The organism is Streptomyces sp. WAC00040, from assembly GCF_056835925.1.
On record NZ_JAKQZE010000002.1, the window covers coordinates 1,070,101 to 1,088,452 of the forward strand.

Consider the following 18,352-nt stretch of genomic DNA (forward strand, 5'->3'; position numbering starts at 1 on the left):
ATGGCAGACCTGGAGTTCGGTTCGTATGCCCAGGGGCCGCTGGGTGAAGCGATCAAGACCGTCGACACCATGGGCACGCTGCCCCCTCCGACGTTCGGCCCGTCGGTGACGCTGCTGGGACCGGGGGAGGAGACGGACGTCGTCAAGGGCCCCGAGACGCGCCTGCTCGGACCCGGCGACATCGCGGCCCTCGCATCCGGTTCCATCGTCCGGTCCGAACCGGCCGCAGGCGCCACGGACGTGGAACCCAACTACCTCGCCTCCGTCGAGGTGACCCCCGCCGAACTGCCGTGGGTGCTGACGCCGGCGCGGGCGAACGAGGGCAGGCTGCGCCCGTGGATGGTGCTCGTGGTGCTGGAGAAGGCAGGTGCTCCGCTGACCGAGGGGCCCGGGCTGCCTTTCGTCGAGGCCGACATCGGCCGGCTCCCGGATCTACGTGACTCCTGGGGATGGGCACATGTCCAGTCGGCGCCGGGGGAGGGCATGACCGCCGGCGGCGGGGTGCAGGCCGACCCCGCCGTGGCCCGGCTGGTGTGCCCCAGGCGGCTCGCGGAAGGCGTGACCTACCGGGCATGTCTCGTGCCGGCCTTCGGAACCGGCGTCGCCGCCGGGCTCGACCCCGCATCCGGCACCGGCCTGGAGGTACCGCCGCACGAACCCGCGTGGAACGTCGACGACACCGGAACGGTCCGGCTGCCCGTCTACCACGAGTGGTCGTTCACCACCGGCCCCGCCGGCGACTTCGAGCAGCTCGTCACCCGGCTGCGGCCCGCCGACCCGGAGTTGCTGCGGGTCTCCGCCGCCCGGCCCGTCGACGTCCGGGCGCCGTGGCCGGGCAGCGCCCCGCTCAGCGACACCGCCCGGACGATCGGCGTCCAGGGCGCGCTGATCCCCTTCGCCGACCCGCCGGAACCCGCCGACGCGGCGGCCCCCGAGGTCACCGGCGAGCTGGTCCAGCGACTGCGGGCCCAGTTGGACGCTCCCGAGCAGCGCCTGCTCGGCGCGCCGCCCGACGACCGGACCGGGGCGCTCGCGCCGCCCCTGTACGGCGCCCGGCACGTGTCGCAGGAACGCCTGGTGGACGACCCGGCGTGGATCGCCACACTCAACACCTCCGTCGCGAACCGCATCGCCGCAGGGCTCGGGGCACAGTACGTCCGCACCCATCAGGAGGACCTGATGGCCAAGGCGTGGGAGCAGGTCGGCGCGATCCGTGAGGCCAACCGCCGTCACGCCACAGTGGAGTTGACCACGGCCGTCACCGAGCGCATGCACGAGAGGCACGTCGCACCCCTGCAACACGGGGAAGTGCTGGCCCTGGTGGCTCCCGCGCAGGCCCGTCTGCGCACCAGCGACTCGACCACGCTGTCCATGGAGCTGCGCATGAGCCGCCTGACCGACGGGGTCTCGAGTTCGGCCTTCGCGCGACGCCTCCGACCCGGCGCGAAGCTCGCACGGCGCTCCGGTGTGTCGGTGTCCGGGATCGTGCCACGCGGCCTCGTCGGAGAGGTGGACGTCCCGGCGGGCAGCCGGCTCGTCCCGTCGACGCCGCCGGTCGATCCGGCCGGTTCCGTGACGGTGATGTCCCGGGCGGCGGCCGGCCAGCTGATGGTGATCAGCGCTCTGGCCGACGTGGCGAATGTCAACCAGGCCGCCGGCGGCGCTGATCTGCAGGCCCGCGTGAGCGCCCTGCCCCTCGTGGCCGAAGTGGGCGGCCTCATCGCCGCCGGCGACGTCGGGTCCCTCGCGGCCGCGATAGCCGGAGAGATCGGCACGGTCACGGCGGCGACCGGCCAGGTGCTGACGGACATGACCGAGCACCAGGCTTTCAGCGACGTGTCGGAGAGCGGCGTCCCGATCGCCGCCGCACAGATCGCCGGGCGGGTCCACGGCGGGCTCCTGCCCGGAGCGAGCCACTGGAACCGGCTCGCCTCACAACTGGCGATACCCGAACGGCTCACTCCGGCCGACGCCACCGACCCGGTCATGGCGTGTCCCCGGTTCCCCGTGCCGACGGCACTGGCCCTGCTGGACGACGACCCCGAGTGGCTCATGCCGGGACTGTCCGGGGTGCCGGGGAACCGGGTCGCCCTGCTGCGGCAGAACTCGGCGTTCATCGAGTCCTATCTGGTCGGCATCAACCACGAGATGATGCGGGAGTTGCTGTGGCGCGAGTACCCGACGGACCGCCGCGGCACCCCGTTCACCACCTTCTGGCCGCGGCCCGACGGCTCACCGGACATCGCGCCGCTGCACACCTGGACCGGCCCGGTGGCCCTGGGCGACCGGCTGCTGCAGGACGAGGCGCTCGCGGTGCTCCTGGTGCGCGGGGACGTGCTGCGCCGCTATCCGGGCACGGTCGTGACCGCCGTCCGCTCAGGGCCGCCGGACAGCGCGGGCCGCCACCGTCCCCTCGAAGGCGGGGAGGCGCTCGTACCGGCCTTCGTTATCCAGGTGGACGCCCAGACCAACGCGTACGCCTTCGAAATCCCTGAGCAGGAGCTGTTGGCCCCGGCGACTGCGGAGGCACCCGGGTGGTTCTTCGTGTTCGCCGAGAACAGCTACCGGATCCGTTTCGGATTCGACGCGCCACCGGAGCCACCGGCCCCTCCCGGGAACCTTGCGAGCTGGGCCGACGCGACCTGGCCGCCTGACGGGGGGCCCACCCCCACGAGCGTGCCGGTCGTGCGCGCCCACGCGATCGCCGGGCTCCCGTTCGGGCCGCCGGGCGATGCGGCAGCCGACGGGCCCCGGTGGAACCGCGACGCCGCCGACATCGCGCGGATCGCCCTGCAGAAGCCGTTCCGCGTCGCCGTCCAGGCCGATCTGCTGGTACAGCACAAAGGTGGTGCGTGATGTCCGAGATCACGGAGGCCCGGTTGGCCCTGGCCGCCACCCGGGCCGCGCGTGAGGTCGCACTGCGGAACATGCACACCGCCGAGGCCGGCGCGCTCCGGCTGCGTCAGCGGGACGGCAGCCTCCCCGTCGTCGACGCGAGCGTCCCGGGGAACGAGGAGTTCGCCGCCAGGGTGCAGGCGCTCGAGGCGTCGCTCGACGCCGCGTCGGCGGCGCTCGCCCATGCCGAGGAGGCCCATGCCGGGGCGGCCGCGGCCTACGACGCGCTCGCGGGCCTCGCCCCGCTGTTCCCCTCCGACAACCTCGGCCCGGTCCTGCTGCTGCCGGTGAGGGTCGAAGCCGTCTACGGAACCCGTGACGACGGGACCCCGGAGCTGCGCATCCGGGTCTACCCCGACGACGTCCACGTGGACAGCCACGAGCCCGCCCTGACCGACGGCGAGCGGGTGGCCGGCACGGCGTACTGGCGTGAGGTGTTCGCCGCGGGCGACGACACGCAACGGCGCCGGGCCGCCTGGGCCGCGCTGGTGGCGGCGACCGGCGGTCAGCGGGCGACGTGGGTCGCGCAAGCGCTCACGCCGGTGAACGAACCGCCGGGTGACCCGGTCCTCCCCGAGGTCGAAAGCCGCCGCGAGGCGTGGAACAGGGCGGCACGGACCGTTCTGCTCCCGGACCGCCTCGAGTTCTCGGCCTACCGCGACGGCGCCCTGGTCTGGCGCACGACCGGCGCGGACATCCCCGACACCCTCCCCCTGGGGGTCGCACCGCGGCCGGGCGACGCCGACGAGGAGACGGACGGCGACACCGCCGACGAGAACGACGCCCTGCCCTTCGACCGGAACAGCCGCTGGCTGGTGGACTTCGAGGCCGCGCTTGCCGTCGGAATGGGTCTATCCGTCCCGCTCGAGTCGCCCACCGACCGGTTCGATCTGCTCACCGTGGTCGGTGTCGGCGGCCAGGACGCCGCCACCGGCGCCGAGCGTGTCCAGGACGCGCTCGCTGCCCGGGTGTTCACGGAGGGCCTGTCACCGCTCCCCGTCGGAACCCCTACCAACAACACCCCGGAGAGCAGGAGCGGATGGCGCACCCGCGGAACCCCCACGGACCCGGAGGTGGCGAACGCCTGGCAGGCGGCGTACGACCCGTCCGGCCCGCAGGAGGCCGCACGACTGGCGCGGGCGCTCGGGATCGACGGGCACCCGGTCCTGGCGCGGGTCTGCGACCCGCAGGGCGGCGACGAGGCCCTGTTGGAGAAGCTGCACCGGCTCCGGGCGGAAACCGCCGCCTGGTCCGGGGTCTGGCATCCGGCCGTGGACAGCAACCAGGACCACCGCCCCCTCGCCGACCCTTGGTACGCCACCGCCGCGAACCACTTCACCGCCCATGTCCGCGCGCGTGGCCCGCTGCCCCTGCTGCGCATCGGGCGGCAGCCGTACGGCATTCTGCCGGTGAGCTCGCTCGATCTGTGGCGAGGCGCCGACGGCGACGACCCGGTCGCCTGGCATGTGGGATCCTTCGCCGCCGCCTTCGCCGAGCACGTCGACCGGGCGCTCCAGGTGGGTGAAGGAACGGATCAGGACGCGGTGCTGCTGGACCTGCTCAGCCGCGAGGCGAGCCCGCAGGAGATCGCGAGGTGGTCGCACTCCCTCAACGGAACGGACCAGCCGCCTCCGCCGGCGTCGGCGGGTTCGGTGCCGCCCACCCTGGGCCTCGCCTGGCAGCAGCAGTTCAGGTTCCCCTCCGACCCCGCGGCATTCCCTCAGGAGGCGGAGACGATCGCACCCTTCCCGGACGAGATCCCCCCGGACCTGCGGACGTTCCTGGACGCCCGGCCGCTGGCCCAGCTCTTCGTGCTCTTCGACGAGGCCCTCGCCCACATGCGTCAGACCGGCGCCGCGCCGGTGCCGGAGGAGTTCGTCGGACAGTACGAGCCGATCGCCTCGACCCTGTGGCAGCTGGGCAGAGAACCCACCGTCAGCCTCTTCTACAGCCATGCCGAGTGGGTCTACAACGCGATCTCCAACACCCTGCGTTCCGGGCCCGCGCTGCCCGACGCCGTCAACCGGGCCGTCATCGAAGCGGAGAAATGGCTCGGCCTGTTCGGCGCCTACGTGGCACTGGAGGACGAGGCCGTGGAGGACCTCTCTCGCGTCGAACGGCTCTTCCGCGAGACCCTCCAGCCGCTGTCGCACCGGGTCGACGCATGGGTGTCCTCGCTGTCCACACGTCGCCTAGAGGAGCTACGGGCCCAGCTGCCCACCGGGATCCACACCGGCGCGTACGGCTGGCTGACCGACGTGGAGCCCACCGATCCGAATCCGCCGCGCGAGGGATACGTCGTCACCCCCTCTCTGCATCACGCCACGACCGCCGCGGTCCTGCGGTCCGGGTGGCAGGCGCACTCCGCGAAAAGCTCGTTCGCGGTCGACATCCAGTCCGCCCGCGTCCGCAGGGCCCAGGCCATGGTCGAAGGGGTGCGCGGCGGGCAGACCGTCGCGGCGCTGCTCGGCTACCAGATCGAGCGGGCACTGCACGACGCCCGGCTGGACCGGTTCGTCGCCGGTCTGCGCCGCGCGTACCCGTTGGCACCGCTGGTGGAACCGGACGGCCCCGACGTACCGCAGGCGCAGGTCTCGATCGGCGCGCGCAACGTCGTCGACGGGCAGGCGCTGCGTCGCGACCGTACGAGACTCGACGACGACGCCGCACTCGCCGCGGCGGTCGGTCAGGATCCCGGGGAGGACGCCCCGGCGCTGCGCCGGCTGCTGGCCGAACTGGACGAGACCTTCGACGCGGTGGGTGATCTGCTCCTGGCGGAGAGCGTGCACCAGCTCGTCGGCGGCAGTGCGCTGCGCGCGGGACTGGCGGCCGACGCGGCCGGCCGGGGCCAGGAACTGCCCCAGGATTTCGACGTGCTCCGCACTCCCCGCGGCGGCATCGCGGTCACACATCACGTGGGGGTGCTCCTGCCGGAAACCGTTCCCGCGGGTTGGACCGACGACCGGCCACTGGCCACGCTGGAGCCCGGGCTCGAGGCATGGGTGCGCGGGCGCCTCGGCCCGGCAGGCCAGTGGCTCGTCGGACCGGACCTCGCCGGCCTCGGCCTGTGCGCACTCGACGTCCTCGTCACTCCGGTGCAGTCGCTGCACACCGCGCTGGCTGCCCGAGGTGCGGTGGACGAGCCGGTCTTCGACCGTCTGATGCTGCTGTGCGAGCGACTGCGGGCCGCGTTGGCCGGCGCGGTACCGCTCGCCGCGGGTCACTTCGATGCCGGCGCCGTGTCGCCGTCGAGGGGGTACGACCTCGGCGACCTGGACCGCCGGGTCCGACCGTGGCTGGGCCGCGTCAGGGCAGCGGCGGCGGCCCTGGCAGCCGCCCGCCCCACGGGAGACACCGGGCCGATCGTCGCCGAACTCGCCTCGCTGGGACTGCCCGCCGGCGCCGGCGGTCCGGAGGCCGACGCCGAGCGGCTGCACACCCTGCTCGAGAAGGCGGACCTGGCGGAACCGCTCTCGCCCCCCGATGCCGCGGCGGACCCCGCGGCAGCGGACCGGTGGCTGAACGGCGTCATGGAGGTCGTGTCCGGACTGCTGCATCCGGTGCTCCGCGTGGTGCCGAAGCTGACCGCCGCCCTGCCACCCCCGCCGGACCCCGAGCCGTCGGCGGACGAGGTGAGGGACTGGCTGCGGGACATGGCGCTGGTACGGCCCAAGGCGGACGCCCTCGACGGCGCGCTGGTCGCCGGCGAGGTGCTGGCGTCGTCCGCGCCTCCCGTGCTGCTCGTCGCCCAGCAGCCTCTTCCGTCGGGCGGCGCGGGTCAGTGGCTGGCGACCTCGGCACCGCGGGCCGGCCCGAGGGCACGGTGCGCCCTTGTCCTGGAGCGTGACGGCACCGGCGCGTCCAGCAGCGGTCTGGTGATGGATTCGTGGTCCGAGACGGTGCCGCGGGAACCGGGCCCGGACGGCCCGGAAGAGGTGGTGGGAGTGGCGTTCGACTTCGACCGGCCCGGCGCCCGTGCACCTCAGGCCCTGCTCATCGCAGTGCCACCGGATCTGACCCGTGGCTGGTGCCTGGAGGACGTGCACGCCTGTGTGGAGGAGACGTTGCTCATGGCTCGTATCCGCACGCTCGATCTGGCCGACCTGCCCGAACTGGCGCCGGTGCTTCCCATTCCCCTGAGGGTGTTCTGATGAGCCGCTACGAGACGCCGTCGCGCGGACACGGGATCGGGGAAGGCCTCGCGGCCAGGGCGCAAGACCCTTTGTGGCTGCTCGGCCGGCAGTGGCAGTTCGGCGAGTACCGGCACGAGAACGCCGCGTCGCCCGCCTGGGTCGAGATCTCGACACAGGCGCACGTGGTCGACGAGTGCCGCACCGCCGAGACGCAGTCGTGGCAGCCCTTCGACGTTTCGAGGGCGCCGCTGGAGCGGACAGTCGAGGAACACAGCGGCGGACCCTCGCCCCGGCTGCGGCTGGAGGGCGGCCTGCGGCTCCGCAGAACACTGGTCGCCGCGGGCAGGGCCGGTGACCTCGCCGCCTTCGTCGCGCACTGTCCCTTCCCCTCGGCGCCGATGGTCGACGCCTCTGACAGGGCACTGCGCTCGGCCCTGCCGGACGGTGCGCTGCTGGCACCGTGCCTCGAGAAGCTGGCTGACGACGGCACCCGCGACGGCGAGTTCACGGCGCTGCGGGGCCGGGGACCCGTCACCTCCACCGCGGCCCAGCTGGGCGAGCTCGCCCAGGAGTGGCTTTCGTGGTGGCGGCCGCGGGTGCCGGCGGTCGTCCCCGAGGCCGACGACTGCTGGGACGAGCACCGCTTCGAGCACCGCTTCGCACTGCGGGCATCGGGACTTCCCGAGCTGGAACTGCGGGGAAGTGAATACGCCGGCGGACGGCTGGACTGGTCCTCCGTGGACGCCGTCGCCGTGGACGGGCAGCCGGCAGGGCCCGCCGAGCCGTTGCAGGTGGACCAGGTGTGCGTACCGGCCCCGGCCCGATTCGGCGGGATGCCCGCCCCGAGGTTCTGGGAGATGGAAGACGCCAGGTTCGACCCCGGGTCGATCGACGCCGCCCCGATCGACCTGGGCAGGCTGATGCTGGCCGGCTACGCGACGGTGTACGGCAACGACTGGTTCGTGGCGCCCGTCCGGCTTCCCGTCGCGACGCTGAGCCGGGTGGTGCGCTTCGTGGTCCACGACGTCTTCCAGCGGACCACCGAACTCACCGCGGTCGCCGCCGACCAGGACGGCTGGAACCTGTTCGGACTGACGCAGGCCGATCAGCCGCTGACGGCGGATCAGGAACGGCCGACAAGTCCCTGGTTCTTCCTGGCGCCGTCGCTGCCCGGATCGCTGGAGAGCACCCCGACCGACATGGTGATGCTGCTCCGCGACGAGATGGCCAACGTCGCATGGGCTGTCGAGGCCGTCGTCTGCGACGACCAGGGCCGGCCCCGCGACAGGTTCGCGCAGTGGGCGGCCCGCGAGGTCACCGCGGCGGCGGAGACCGAAGTGCCCGCGTACCACGTGGCCTCCGAAGTGCCCGACCACTGGTTCCCGCTCGTGCCGGAGCAGTTCGCGAACCACGAATCGATCCGGCTGCGGCTTGTCCCGATGACCCGGATGGAGGGCGGCACCGTGACCCATGTCATGCCGACGGGCACGCTGTTGCCCGCGGGCGACGCGTGGCTGCACGAGGAAGAAGTGCCGCGTTCCGGCGTCCAGATCGTGCGCACCTGGCAGCACGCCAGATGGCACGACGGGTCCCGGCACCTGTGGCGTGCCCGACGCAAGCTGACCGGCCACGGCGAGGGCGACAGCGGGCTGCGCTTCGACGAGGTCCGGGGCTCCTGAGGGGGCGTCCCGGCAAAGACACGGAGGAAGGCTCATGGACGCGCAGAAAGGCTGGCGCAGGTGCATGTTGTGCCAGGTCCTGGTCAACCCGTTCGGCATCGGCGGCGGCTGCGTCGGGGGCGGGATGCACGTCTTCCACACCAGCGCCGAGTACAAGGCGCCGTGGGGTACGCCCGAACAAGGCGCCCAGACCGGGTGGGGGGCATGCCGGAAGTGCGCATGCCTCGCGTTCAAGGGCGGCGTCGGCGTGTGCAACGACGGCGGGGCCCACGAGTTCGCGGAGTTCGACGCCCAGTACTCCGTGCCCATGGGGACGCTGCCGGCGACGCAGCAGGGTTGGCGGTGGTGCTCCCGATGCCAGTGCCTGTGGGACGGCAACCACCCCGGCGGGCTGTGCTACGCCGGAGGCGCCCATGACCCGACCGGCAGCGCCGAGTACAGCGTGCCCGTGGTGGAGGCGGCGTTGCAGGAATGGTGGATCTGGTGCGACACCTGCCAGGGTCTGGTGGCCGGCATGCAGGCCGGTGCGTGCCAGGGCGGTGTCCCGCACACCGCGGGCGGCGTGAAGACCTACCTCATCGCCTTCGGCAACACCCCCACCGGCTCGCAGGCCGGTTGGCGGATGTGCGGCAAATGCCACATGCTGGCGTCCGAGGCCGGGGAGGGGGTCTGCTTCGCAGGTGGCGGACACGACTTCACCGAGAGCCTCGCGTACAGCGTCCCGTCCGGTGCCGGACCGGCCGACGCGCAACCGGGCTGGCGTGCCTGCGTCAAGTGCCGCACCATGTCGTACACCGGGTTCGACGTGGGGCCCTGCCCGGCCGGCGACGTTCACGATCTCAGCGGCAGTGACAGCTACAGCGTCTTCCCCACCTCCCTCCCGGGCGGACAGCCGGGGTGGAGGCGGTGCGGCAAGTGCCTGACGATGAACCTGGGCGCGGTCTCCGACGGGATCTGCCGGGACGGCGCTCCGCACGACTTCTCGGCCAGCAGCGCCTACTGCATCGGCAGCGGCGGGCCGCTCGAAGGCGCCGAAGGCAGTTGGAACTGGTGTCACCGCTGCCAGGGCCTCGCTCACGGCGGCCCGAGCTTCGGCGGGATCTGCCACGACGGCGCTCCTCATGACTTCACCGAGAGCGGTAGCTACGGTGTGCAGATCCAACCACCGCCGGAAGGCGGAGAAGCGGGGTGGCGGCGATGCGCCGTCTGCCACCAACTGACGTTCAACGCAAGCGGCGTCCCCGACGGGCTGTGCGCCGGCGGAGCGCCGCACGACGTCACGAACAGCCCGGCGTTCACGGTCGCGGTGCAGGCCCCCGCCGAACCGCCACCACCCGCCGGACCGTCCCTCACTCTGACCGAGTCCGCCGACGTGGTCGTGGTCGACGGAGCCTCCTTCGGCAGCGGTTCCGCGGTGGAGGTTTCGTTCATCGCAGGCGCGGTCACCACCAAGGCCGACCTGACGACGGACGGTGAAGGGGCGTTCCACCATGAGCAGCGGCCCGTGGTGGCGGCGCCGCCGGGAGGCGGGCTCATCATCGCGCGTGACCAGGGCGGGGCTGCCGCGAGCGGCAGGCTGAGGAATTTCGTCCCCGCGCCCATGGGGTGAACCCGCCACGAGTGCGCCGTGAGTTCACCCGCTGAGCTCACCGTGCCGGCTCAGCGGGTGCCGAACGTGGAGGCGCCCGGGCGGTCCTTGTGCAGGGGATCAGTGGGGGATGCCGTCGATCAGGTCCCGCGCGCCCTGGCGCAGCAGCGCGACCGCGACGGAGGTGCCCAGGGTGGCGGGGTCGAGGCGCCCGGCCCACTCGTGGGCGTTGAGGATCACCTTGCCGTCGGGGGAGAAGACCTTCGCCCGCAGGGACAGTTCACCGTTCCGCTCGCACCGGGCGTAGCCCGCGATGGGGCTGTTGCAGTGCCCTTGCAGCACATGGAGGAACATGCGCTCGGCGGTGACCTCTCGGTGCGTGCCGGGGTGGCCCAGGTCGCTCACCGTGCCGATCAGCGCCGAGTCGCCCTCCCGGCACTGCAGGGCCAGGACCCCCGCACCGATCGGCGGGCACATCACCTCGGTCGACAGCGTCTGAGTGATCACGTCCGCCCGTCCGATGCGCTCCAGTCCCGACACGGCCAGGAGCAGCGCGTCCGCGTCGCCCGCGGCCAGCTTCTCCAGGCGCCGGTTGGCGTTGCCCCTCATCGGCACGCACTCCAGGTGCGGGTGCGAGACGGCCAGTTGGGCGGTTCGGCGCACGGAAGAGGTGCCGATACGGGTGCCTTCGGGCAGCTCGTCGAGCGTCAGGCCGCCTGGGTGGATCAGCGCGTCGCGTACGTCGTCGCGCTCCAGGAACGCCGCGAACACCGTTCCCGCCGGCAACGGCCGGTCCGCGGGCACATCCTTGACGCAGTGCACCGCGAGATCGGCCTCGCCCGCGAGCAGAGCGGCGTCGACCTCCTTGGTGAACGCGCCCTTCCCCTCGACGAGGGACAGGTCGCCCATCCATTTGTCGCCGGTGGTCTTGACCGGGACGACCACGGTCGTGATGCCGGGGTGGAGCGATGCCAGCTCGGCGCGGACGCGCTCCACCTGGGCGAGCGCCATGGGGGAGTCGCGGGAGACGATGCGGATCCGGTCAAGGGTGGACATGGCGTCCACGATAGACCGCGGGACAGGGCGCTGCGGTCCCGGACACCGACGCGCCCCGTCCCGATACGGTCAGTTGCTGTGCCGGCGCCAGGACGCGGGCCGTCGTCCCCTGTACACCCCCGGCCGTCGCCCGCCGGTTCGCCCGCTGCGCCCGCGGGTTCGCGCGCCTGGGAAGGACCGGCCTGAAGCAACGGCCCGGACCCGGCAGCCCTATCGGAACGCGGCGGCGTAACGCCGCGACCAGTCGGCGAAGGTACGCGGCGCACGGCCGAGAACACGATCGACATCGGGGCTGACACGCTGTTCCGCGCCGGTCGGTTCGCCGAGGATGGCCAGGGTCGTCTCCACCACCGGTTCGGGCATGAACCGCAGCATCTCCTCGCGGGCCTCTTCGCGGGTCTGCTCCATGAACCGGACCGGTTCACCGAGCGCTTCGCCGATCGCCGCGGCCCGCTGCCGGGGCGTGCTCGGCGCGGGTCCCGTCAACTCGTAGATGCGTCCGCCGTGTCCGTCCTCACGCAGCGCCACGGCGGCGACCTCTGCGATGTCGTCCGGGTCGACGGTGGGCAGGCCGACGTCCCCGAAGGGTGCGGCGACGCTCCGGTGCGCGCGGACCGTCTCGGCCCAGGCGTAGGCGTTTGAGTTGAAGCCGCCGGGCCGCAGGATCGTCCACGTCATGCCGGACCCGCGTACGGCGTCCTCGATCGTGCGCGCGGTGTCCCCGTGCGAGGCCGACTGCGGCCTGGTCGCCACTCCTTGGGAAGACAGCAGGACGACGCGGCCTACTCCTCCGGCCTTGGCGACGTCCAGGATCTCGTACGGCTTCAGCAGGTGCGCGCTCGCACCGCCGTTCTGCAGGAACAACGCGTCCGCGCCGTCGAACACGGGGCGCAGGCTCTCCGCGTCGGTCAGGTCCGCCGCCCGGTGCGTGACGGCTTTCGGGACGTCCGCGTCCGTGATGGTCCGGGACGTCGCGGTCACCCGCTCACCGCCGGCCGCGAGGACCTGTACCAGCGAGCGTCCGACATTGCCGGTCGCCCCCGTCACTACGATCATGACAACTCCCCTGTATTCCAATGTGGTTACCGATGCACGGGCTACGGGTCGCAGTGCCGCCGACCTGTTGTCCGGGCGATGTGGGGACGCTAACACCGGCGGTATAGTAGGTACCTACAGGAAAGTGGCTAACCGATAGGGATGTGCATGGCACGCGAAGCGACCCGGACGCCACCCGCCGCGACCGACCCGGAACTTGCCTGCCCGATCGGGCCGGTCGTCGACATCGTGTTCAGCCGGTGGACCACGCCGATCCTGTGGAGCCTGCACACCTACGGGCGGCAGCGATTCGTCGAACTGGAACGGCGGATCGCCAGGATCACCCCGAAGGTGCTGACGCAGCGGCTGAGGCAACTGGAACGTGACGGCCTCGTCGTACGCACCTACCATCCCGAGGTCCCCCCTCGGGTCGAGTACGAGATCAGCGAACTCGGCCGCAGTCTCGCCCCGCTCTTCGCGCACCTGGCCGAATGGGCAGCCGACAACCTGGCCAAGGTCGAGCAGGCGCGGCACGAATACGACACCGTTCCGGTCCGCTGATTCACCGGGTCGGCGGTCCCGCCGCCGGGTCCCCCGGATGCCGGGCTGTGAGCCGCTGCCCGTTGCCCATCGCGCTGACGACCAGTTACACGGTGTGTCCGGACCGATGGATGGAGGCGACATGGGGATTCTCGACGGCGCGCGCGTGGCCGTTCGGCTGCCCGCGCAGGACCTGGAGCGAGCGAGGCGCTTCTACTCCGAGAAGCTCGGGCTCGAACCCGTCGACGAGCGCCCGGGCGGGCTGCTCTATCGCTGCGGTGGCGCGGACTTCGCCCTGTTCCGGTCCGCGGGAGCTTCGCCCGGGACCTTCACGCAGATGGCGTTGGAGGTGGACGACCTCCGGGCAGCGATGGACGAACTCGAGCGGCGCGGCGTGGTGTTCGAAGAGGTCGATCTGCCCGGCCTGAAGACCGTGGACGGCATCGCCGAGATCCAGGGGAACTATCCGACCAAGGGCGCGACGGGCGAGCTCGGGTGCTGGTTCCGTGACAGCGAAGGCAACATGCTGGGACTCGGCCAGCCGATCCACTGACGGACCACCGCGCGTACCGCTCGGCGATGCTGCGCTCTGTGGAGGCCGGTGGTGCTGGGCTTCAGGGCTGAGCAGCGCCCGCCGTCCGGTATCCCCGGCGTGGGCTGCAGACCCGACACGGTGTCGCCTACGTGGAATCGGCCGACGGGACGATGACGGTCGGACGCGTCGGCATATTCCGGATCCGGTGTCTGGAACCCTGGCAATCGCCTGATCCGCAGGACGGATTCCGGCCGACCGGGCACCGTGGTCGGTGAGCGCGGGGCCCGCCTGTCCGGCGGCCGGCGGCAGCGGCCGGCCATCGCCCGGGCGCTGATACGCGACCCCCGCGTGCTCGTCCTGGACGAGGCGACGTCGGCGCTCGACGCCCGCTCGGAGGCGCTGATCCAGCAGGCGCTGGCCCGGCTCGTCTCGGGCCGTACGGTGCTCATCGTCGCCCACCGGCTGTCGACCATCAAGAACGCCGACCGGATCGTGGTCCTCGGGCACGGCCGCGTCAAGGAGGCGGGCACCCACGGGGATCTGGCACTCGGCGGGGCCTACGCGCGGCCGCAGAGCGCCCGGATCTCGTGACGCCCCGCCGTCCCGAGGCACTGAACCGCCCCTGAGAGAAGCAGCGCCCGCCGTCGGCACCCACGCGGGGAGCGGCGGGTGTCACGCGGCGCGTGCCTGGCGCCGGTACCCGCCGGGCGCGAGCCCGAACTCCCGCTTGAAGGCCTTGGCGAAGGCGAACTCCGATCCGTAGCCCGTCCGCGCCGCGACCGCCGTCAGCGGGATGTCGGACTCGCGCAGCAACCGCGCGGCGGTCGTCATGCGCCAGCGGGTCAGGTAGGCCATCGGCGGCTCCCCGACCAGCACGTTGAAGCGGCGGGCGAAGGCCGCCCGGGACAGACCCGACCGGGCGGCCAGGGACTCGACCGTCCACTGCGTCCCGGGTGCCTGGTGGATCGCGGTCAGCGCGGGGGCGACAGCGGTGTCACGCAGGGCCGCGGCCCAGCCCTGAGCGGTGTCCGCCGGCTGGTCGTCCAGCCAGGCGCGCAGGATGTACAGGAGCAGCGAGTCGATCAGCGAGGGCACGATGCCGTCGGAGCCGATGCGCGGATTGTCCAACTCGGCCCCCAGGAGCTGCACGGCCGCGCTGAGCTCCGGATGGCGGCCGTGCCGGGTGGGCAGGTGGAAGATCGCCGGGAGCCGGCTGACGAGCGGATGCGGACGACCCTGGTCCAAGTGGTAGTTGCCGCACAGCAGGCTGGCGCGCGGGCCGTCGCCCCCCAGGGAGACGGACCCGATGGGCGATCCGTCGCTGTACTGCTCGGGCAGCGCCTCCTCGGCCGGCGTGGAGGGATGGTCGGCGAGGACGTGCCCGCGGCCGTCACGTACGAAGATCACGTCACCGGGGCCGAGCGGGACCGGCGGTGTGTCGTCCAGCGGGACGAGCCAGCAACTGCCGTGGAGCACCACGTGGAACCCCGCGCCCGCGACCGGCGGCAGCCGCAGCCCCCAGGGCGCCCGGCCGTCGGTACGGACGGACGCGGGACTGCCGGTGCGCATCGAGGCCAGCGCCTCGGTGAGGATGTCCATCGCCGCTCCCTTCTCCGCCGGGAACGATACGGGCCGCCCCCGAGGACGAGGGCGGCCGGTATCCCTGTCAGACCGTCAGCACGACCTTGCCCTGCACCCTCCCCGACTCGATGAGCTCATGCGCCTTGCCCGCCTCGGCCAGGGGGAAGGTCTCCTCGACGTGCGGACGGAGCCGGCCCTCGTCCACCAGCACGGCGAGCGCCTCCAGCGCCGCGCGGTCCGGTTCCACGGACACACCGGCGAAGCGCCGGCCGGCCGCCTCGACCGCGGCGGCGAGTTCGGCGTCACCGTGCTCGAGGATGGTCACCAGCATGCCTCCGGGACGCAGCACCCGGAGCGAACGCGCGCCTTGGGCGGTGGAGTCGAGGACGACGTCAGCGTCCCGCATCGCCTCGGTGAAGTCGGTCGTCCGATAATCGATCACCTCGTCGGCGCCCAGGCCGCGCACGAATGCGTGCCTCGCCGCGCTCGCGAGGGCGGTAACGTGCGCGCCCCGTGCCTTGGCGATCTGCACGGCGAGATGTCCGACGCCGCCGGCCGCGCGGTGGATCAGGACCCGGTCACCGGCCTTCAGGGCCGCCGCGTCCACCAGCCCTTGCCAGGCCGTGAGCGCGGCGAGGGGCATGGCCGCGGCCTCCACATGGCTCAGTGAGGCGGGCTTACGGGCGAGCTGACGCGAGGGGGCGACGACGTACTCGGCGTACGCGTTCGCCGCGCGGGGGAAGAACGGCATCCCGTACACCTCCTCACCCACCGCGAACCGGGCACCAGGGCCCGCCTCTTCGACGACACCGGACACGTCCCAACCGACACCGAACGGCGGCTCGCCGAGCAGTGGGTAGGCGCCCGACCTGACGGCGGCGTCGACCGGATTGACCGCGGCGGCGCGCATCCGGACGAGCACCTCCCCGGACATCGGGCGGGGGCGTCGGGCCTCGACGACCTCGAGTACCTCGGGGCCGCCGAAGGACTTCTGTATGACAGCGCGCATCAGGATCTCCCTGTGGATTCGGTGTGTTGACTTCACCGTAGGGAGATCGAACGAGCCGCTGTATGGCCGACCGTCTTGCTCACATGTCCGATCGTCTTGCGTCGCGAGCGCCTCGGTGCCACTTCCGCCGATCGGGTACGGGTACCTGTCACGCCCCCGTGCCCACCTTGTGGCCCCTTGCGCTCGTGCCGGAGCGTGGGGCGGCCGACGCGTATGTGCGACCCCGGGCCCCCTGTGCGAAGAAACGTGCAGAACTGCTGTTACCGGTACGGGAGTCGATGTCCTGGGTGGTGCGCGGGGTGGCGCGCCCGGTCGTGTGCGGCGGTGGGCGTGAACTTGCCGCTGCTCGGGGGCGGTCGACGTGGAGGTCAGCGAATGACGGGGTCACGGTGGCCTGGTCCGCGTGATCCCTACAACCGACAGTTACAGAAATGTCCGTAAACGGTAACTCGGTGGGTTCGTCGGGTCCCGGTGCCCGCCGCGGCCGCAGAGTCGGATCCGCCGGCTCGTCAGGGGCCGGTGACCGCACCGCCACCGCTGTCACAGCGGGTGGCGCAGAGTTTCGAGGAGACATCACCTATGTCTGCTGCTTCAACCTCCCGTCGCATCGCGGCGACCGTTCTCGCCGCCGGTGCCGTCGTCTCGGCCGTCGCGCTGCCGGCCTCCGCCCACGAAGGGGACCATCGGCACCGCGAGGACGCGCGGGTCGAGATCAGCGCCGTGCAGACCGGCGACCGCGGCCGCGACCACCGCTCCAACCGGGCGCTGAACGCCGAGTGGGTCGAGATCACCAACAACAGCCGCCGTCCGGTCAACCTCGACGGCTGGACCCTGCACGACCGCGACGGCAACCGGTACCGCTTCGACGACTACCGTCTCGCCGGCCGCTCGACCGTCCGTGTCCACACCGGTTTCGGGCGCGACACCCGCACCGACCTCTACCAGGACCGCCGCCACTCGGTCTGGGACGAGCGCTCCGACAGGGCGACGCTGCTCGACCACCGCGGCCACATCGTCGACACCGAGTCCTGGGGTCGTGACCACCGCCACTGAGGCGCGGCCGGTCCGGGCGGGCCGAGGCGTCCCACCTCGCCCGTTCCGTCGGCGATGCGTCTGACCGCCCGGCCCGCCACGGACCCGGCCGGTGCCCCGTGAGTCCCGCGAGGCACCGGCCGACTGCTGTACCGGGGCCGAGGTGCCCCGAGAGAGCAATCCCAGCCGGGGATGCCCGTCGAAGAGACGTTCGGCGACCGTGAGCGCCCCCGGCTCCCACCACGAGTCGTCGTCGCTGAAGGCCACGTACGGCGTACGGGCGTGACGGACGCCGAGGCTACGGCCGACGGCCCCGGGATTCCGGTCCGGCGTCAGCAGCGTGACCCCCGGGTGACGCCGGACGACGGCTTCCGCGGTCGAGTCGGTCGACGCGTTGTCCACGACGATCACCGGAGGCCTTTCGGGCAGCTCCATGAGCCGGTCGAGGGCGTGCAGCAGTTGCTCCCTGCGGTTGCGGCTGATCACGACGACGGTGGTGCGGGAGTCGGTGGTCATGGCGCGGACGTCTCTCCGGTGGTCGTCAGGTGTGCCGATCAGTGAAGGCTCATCACCTTTCCTTGCGTCATCACACCATGCATGTCCCGTCACCTATGGGGCATAAGTAGCGAACGGTAATGCCGGGGCAGCTCAGGCAGGCGCCCAGGGCGACGGGGGCGCCGCACCGGGCCGGCCGGTGAACCGTCGGAACGAGTCCGTGTCCGGGCCCGGACGAGTGAGGCCCCTGGACGGTCCTGGATTGCGGGGACAGGTGACTGGGCGTCTCATGGGCGGCAAGCCGCTGTCCACGTCTTCGCCCGGTGGGCGCGGCCTGCCTTGAGTCGGCCGGGAGGCACTGTGTCGGGACGGTGGTGGTGCGGCCGGGCGGCCGTGGTAGCGGCGCTCGTCCTCGCGACGAGCGCCTGCGGCTCGCTCGACGAGAGGCGCGACGATGTCACCGCGGAGGTGACAGCCTTCGAACAGGCTCTGGGCGCTGCTGAGTTCGCACGGATGTGCGCCGCCCTAGCGCCGGAGACACTGGAAGAGCTGGAGCAGTCGGGCAAGAGCCCCTGTGAGCAGGCGATCGGGGAAGCGGGGCTGACCGAGGCCGGTGCGGTGCGTCGCGTCGACGTGTACGGCGATCAGGCCCGTGTCGTGCTCGAGAAGGACACGGTGTTCCTCTCCCACTTCCCGACCGGCTGGAAAGTGACAGCGGCCGGATGCACGCCACGCGACGGGCGGCCGTACCAGTGCGAACTCAAGGGCGGGTGA

The 18,352-nt window shown here is 72.3% G+C and carries 12 protein-coding genes and 2 pseudogenes; 9 read left to right on the forward strand and 5 right to left on the reverse strand.

All coding sequences use genetic code 11. The annotated features are described in order from the left end of the window. Genes MDN94_RS24340 through MDN94_RS24355 form a run of 4 tightly spaced genes read left to right on the forward strand, consistent with a single transcriptional unit; the run spans position 1 to position 10,316 of the window. Positions 1-2,856: a hypothetical protein gene (locus MDN94_RS24340; RefSeq protein WP_482727976.1), complete on the forward strand. Its 2,856-nt coding sequence runs from the start codon at positions 1-3 to the stop codon at positions 2,854-2,856. Then, complete coding sequence (locus MDN94_RS24345; protein WP_482727977.1) at positions 2,856-7,046, forward strand: hypothetical protein; 4,191 nt, start codon at positions 2,856-2,858, stop codon at positions 7,044-7,046. Before MDN94_RS24340 ends, MDN94_RS24345 begins: the two co-directional genes overlap by 1 nt. Further along, positions 7,046-8,707, forward strand: coding sequence for a hypothetical protein (locus tag MDN94_RS24350; protein ID WP_482727978.1), 1,662 nt, complete (start codon positions 7,046-7,048; stop codon positions 8,705-8,707). The genes MDN94_RS24345 and MDN94_RS24350 overlap by 1 nt, the downstream gene beginning before the upstream one ends. 34 nt (positions 8,708-8,741) lie before the next feature. Further along, positions 8,742-10,316 (forward strand): hypothetical protein, encoded by a 1,575-nt coding sequence (locus tag MDN94_RS24355; protein WP_482727979.1) that lies wholly within the window; start codon positions 8,742-8,744, stop codon positions 10,314-10,316. A gap of 99 nt (positions 10,317-10,415) precedes the next feature. Here MDN94_RS24355 and hemC read toward each other — a convergent pair whose 3' ends face one another. Together hemC and MDN94_RS24365 are read right to left on the reverse strand one after the other, a co-directional pair. Beyond that, a complete protein-coding gene (hemC, locus tag MDN94_RS24360; RefSeq protein WP_482727980.1) occupies positions 10,416-11,351 on the reverse strand; it encodes a hydroxymethylbilane synthase in 936 nt (311 codons plus the stop codon). Between the two features lie 210 nt (positions 11,352-11,561). Further along, positions 11,562-12,407 (reverse strand): NAD(P)H-binding protein, encoded by an 846-nt coding sequence (locus MDN94_RS24365; RefSeq protein ID WP_482727981.1) that lies wholly within the window; start codon positions 12,405-12,407, stop codon positions 11,562-11,564. A gap of 141 nt (positions 12,408-12,548) precedes the next feature. On the opposite strand from MDN94_RS24365, the gene MDN94_RS24370 reads away from it, so the two are divergent. From MDN94_RS24370 to MDN94_RS24380, 3 genes and pseudogenes are all read left to right on the forward strand, one after another. Next, complete coding sequence (locus tag MDN94_RS24370; protein WP_482727982.1) at positions 12,549-12,947, forward strand: winged helix-turn-helix transcriptional regulator; 399 nt, start codon at positions 12,549-12,551, stop codon at positions 12,945-12,947. A gap of 121 nt (positions 12,948-13,068) precedes the next feature. Further along, a complete protein-coding gene (locus MDN94_RS24375; protein WP_482727983.1) occupies positions 13,069-13,479 on the forward strand; it encodes a VOC family protein in 411 nt (136 codons plus the stop codon). Between the two features lie 243 nt (positions 13,480-13,722). Then, positions 13,723-14,052, forward strand: a pseudogene (locus MDN94_RS24380) (ATP-binding cassette domain-containing protein); the annotation flags it as partial. Positions 14,053-14,133: 81 nt separating this feature from the next. Here the strand turns inward: MDN94_RS24380 and MDN94_RS24385 are convergent. Continuing rightward, entirely contained in the window at positions 14,134-15,060 is a 927-nt protein-coding gene (locus tag MDN94_RS24385; RefSeq protein WP_482727984.1) for an AraC family transcriptional regulator, read from the reverse strand. A 67-nt stretch (positions 15,061-15,127) separates the two neighbouring features. After that, positions 15,128-16,051 carry an NADP-dependent oxidoreductase gene (locus tag MDN94_RS24390; protein ID WP_482727985.1) on the reverse strand — a complete coding sequence of 308 codons (924 nt, stop codon included), beginning with the start codon at positions 16,049-16,051 and terminating at the stop codon, positions 15,128-15,130. A 579-nt stretch (positions 16,052-16,630) separates the two neighbouring features. On the opposite strand from MDN94_RS24390, the gene MDN94_RS24395 reads away from it, so the two are divergent. Continuing rightward, a complete protein-coding gene (locus MDN94_RS24395; RefSeq protein ID WP_482727986.1) occupies positions 16,631-17,104 on the forward strand; it encodes a lamin tail domain-containing protein in 474 nt (157 codons plus the stop codon). Positions 17,105-17,245: 141 nt separating this feature from the next. On the opposite strand, the pseudogene MDN94_RS24400 reads toward MDN94_RS24395, so the two are convergent. Beyond that, positions 17,246-17,599 (reverse strand): annotated as a pseudogene (locus tag MDN94_RS24400) (glycosyltransferase family 2 protein); the annotation flags it as partial. A 339-nt stretch (positions 17,600-17,938) separates the two neighbouring features. Here MDN94_RS24400 and MDN94_RS24405 point away from each other — a divergent pair. Next, positions 17,939-18,352 (forward strand): hypothetical protein, encoded by a 414-nt coding sequence (locus MDN94_RS24405; RefSeq protein WP_482727987.1) that lies wholly within the window; start codon positions 17,939-17,941, stop codon positions 18,350-18,352.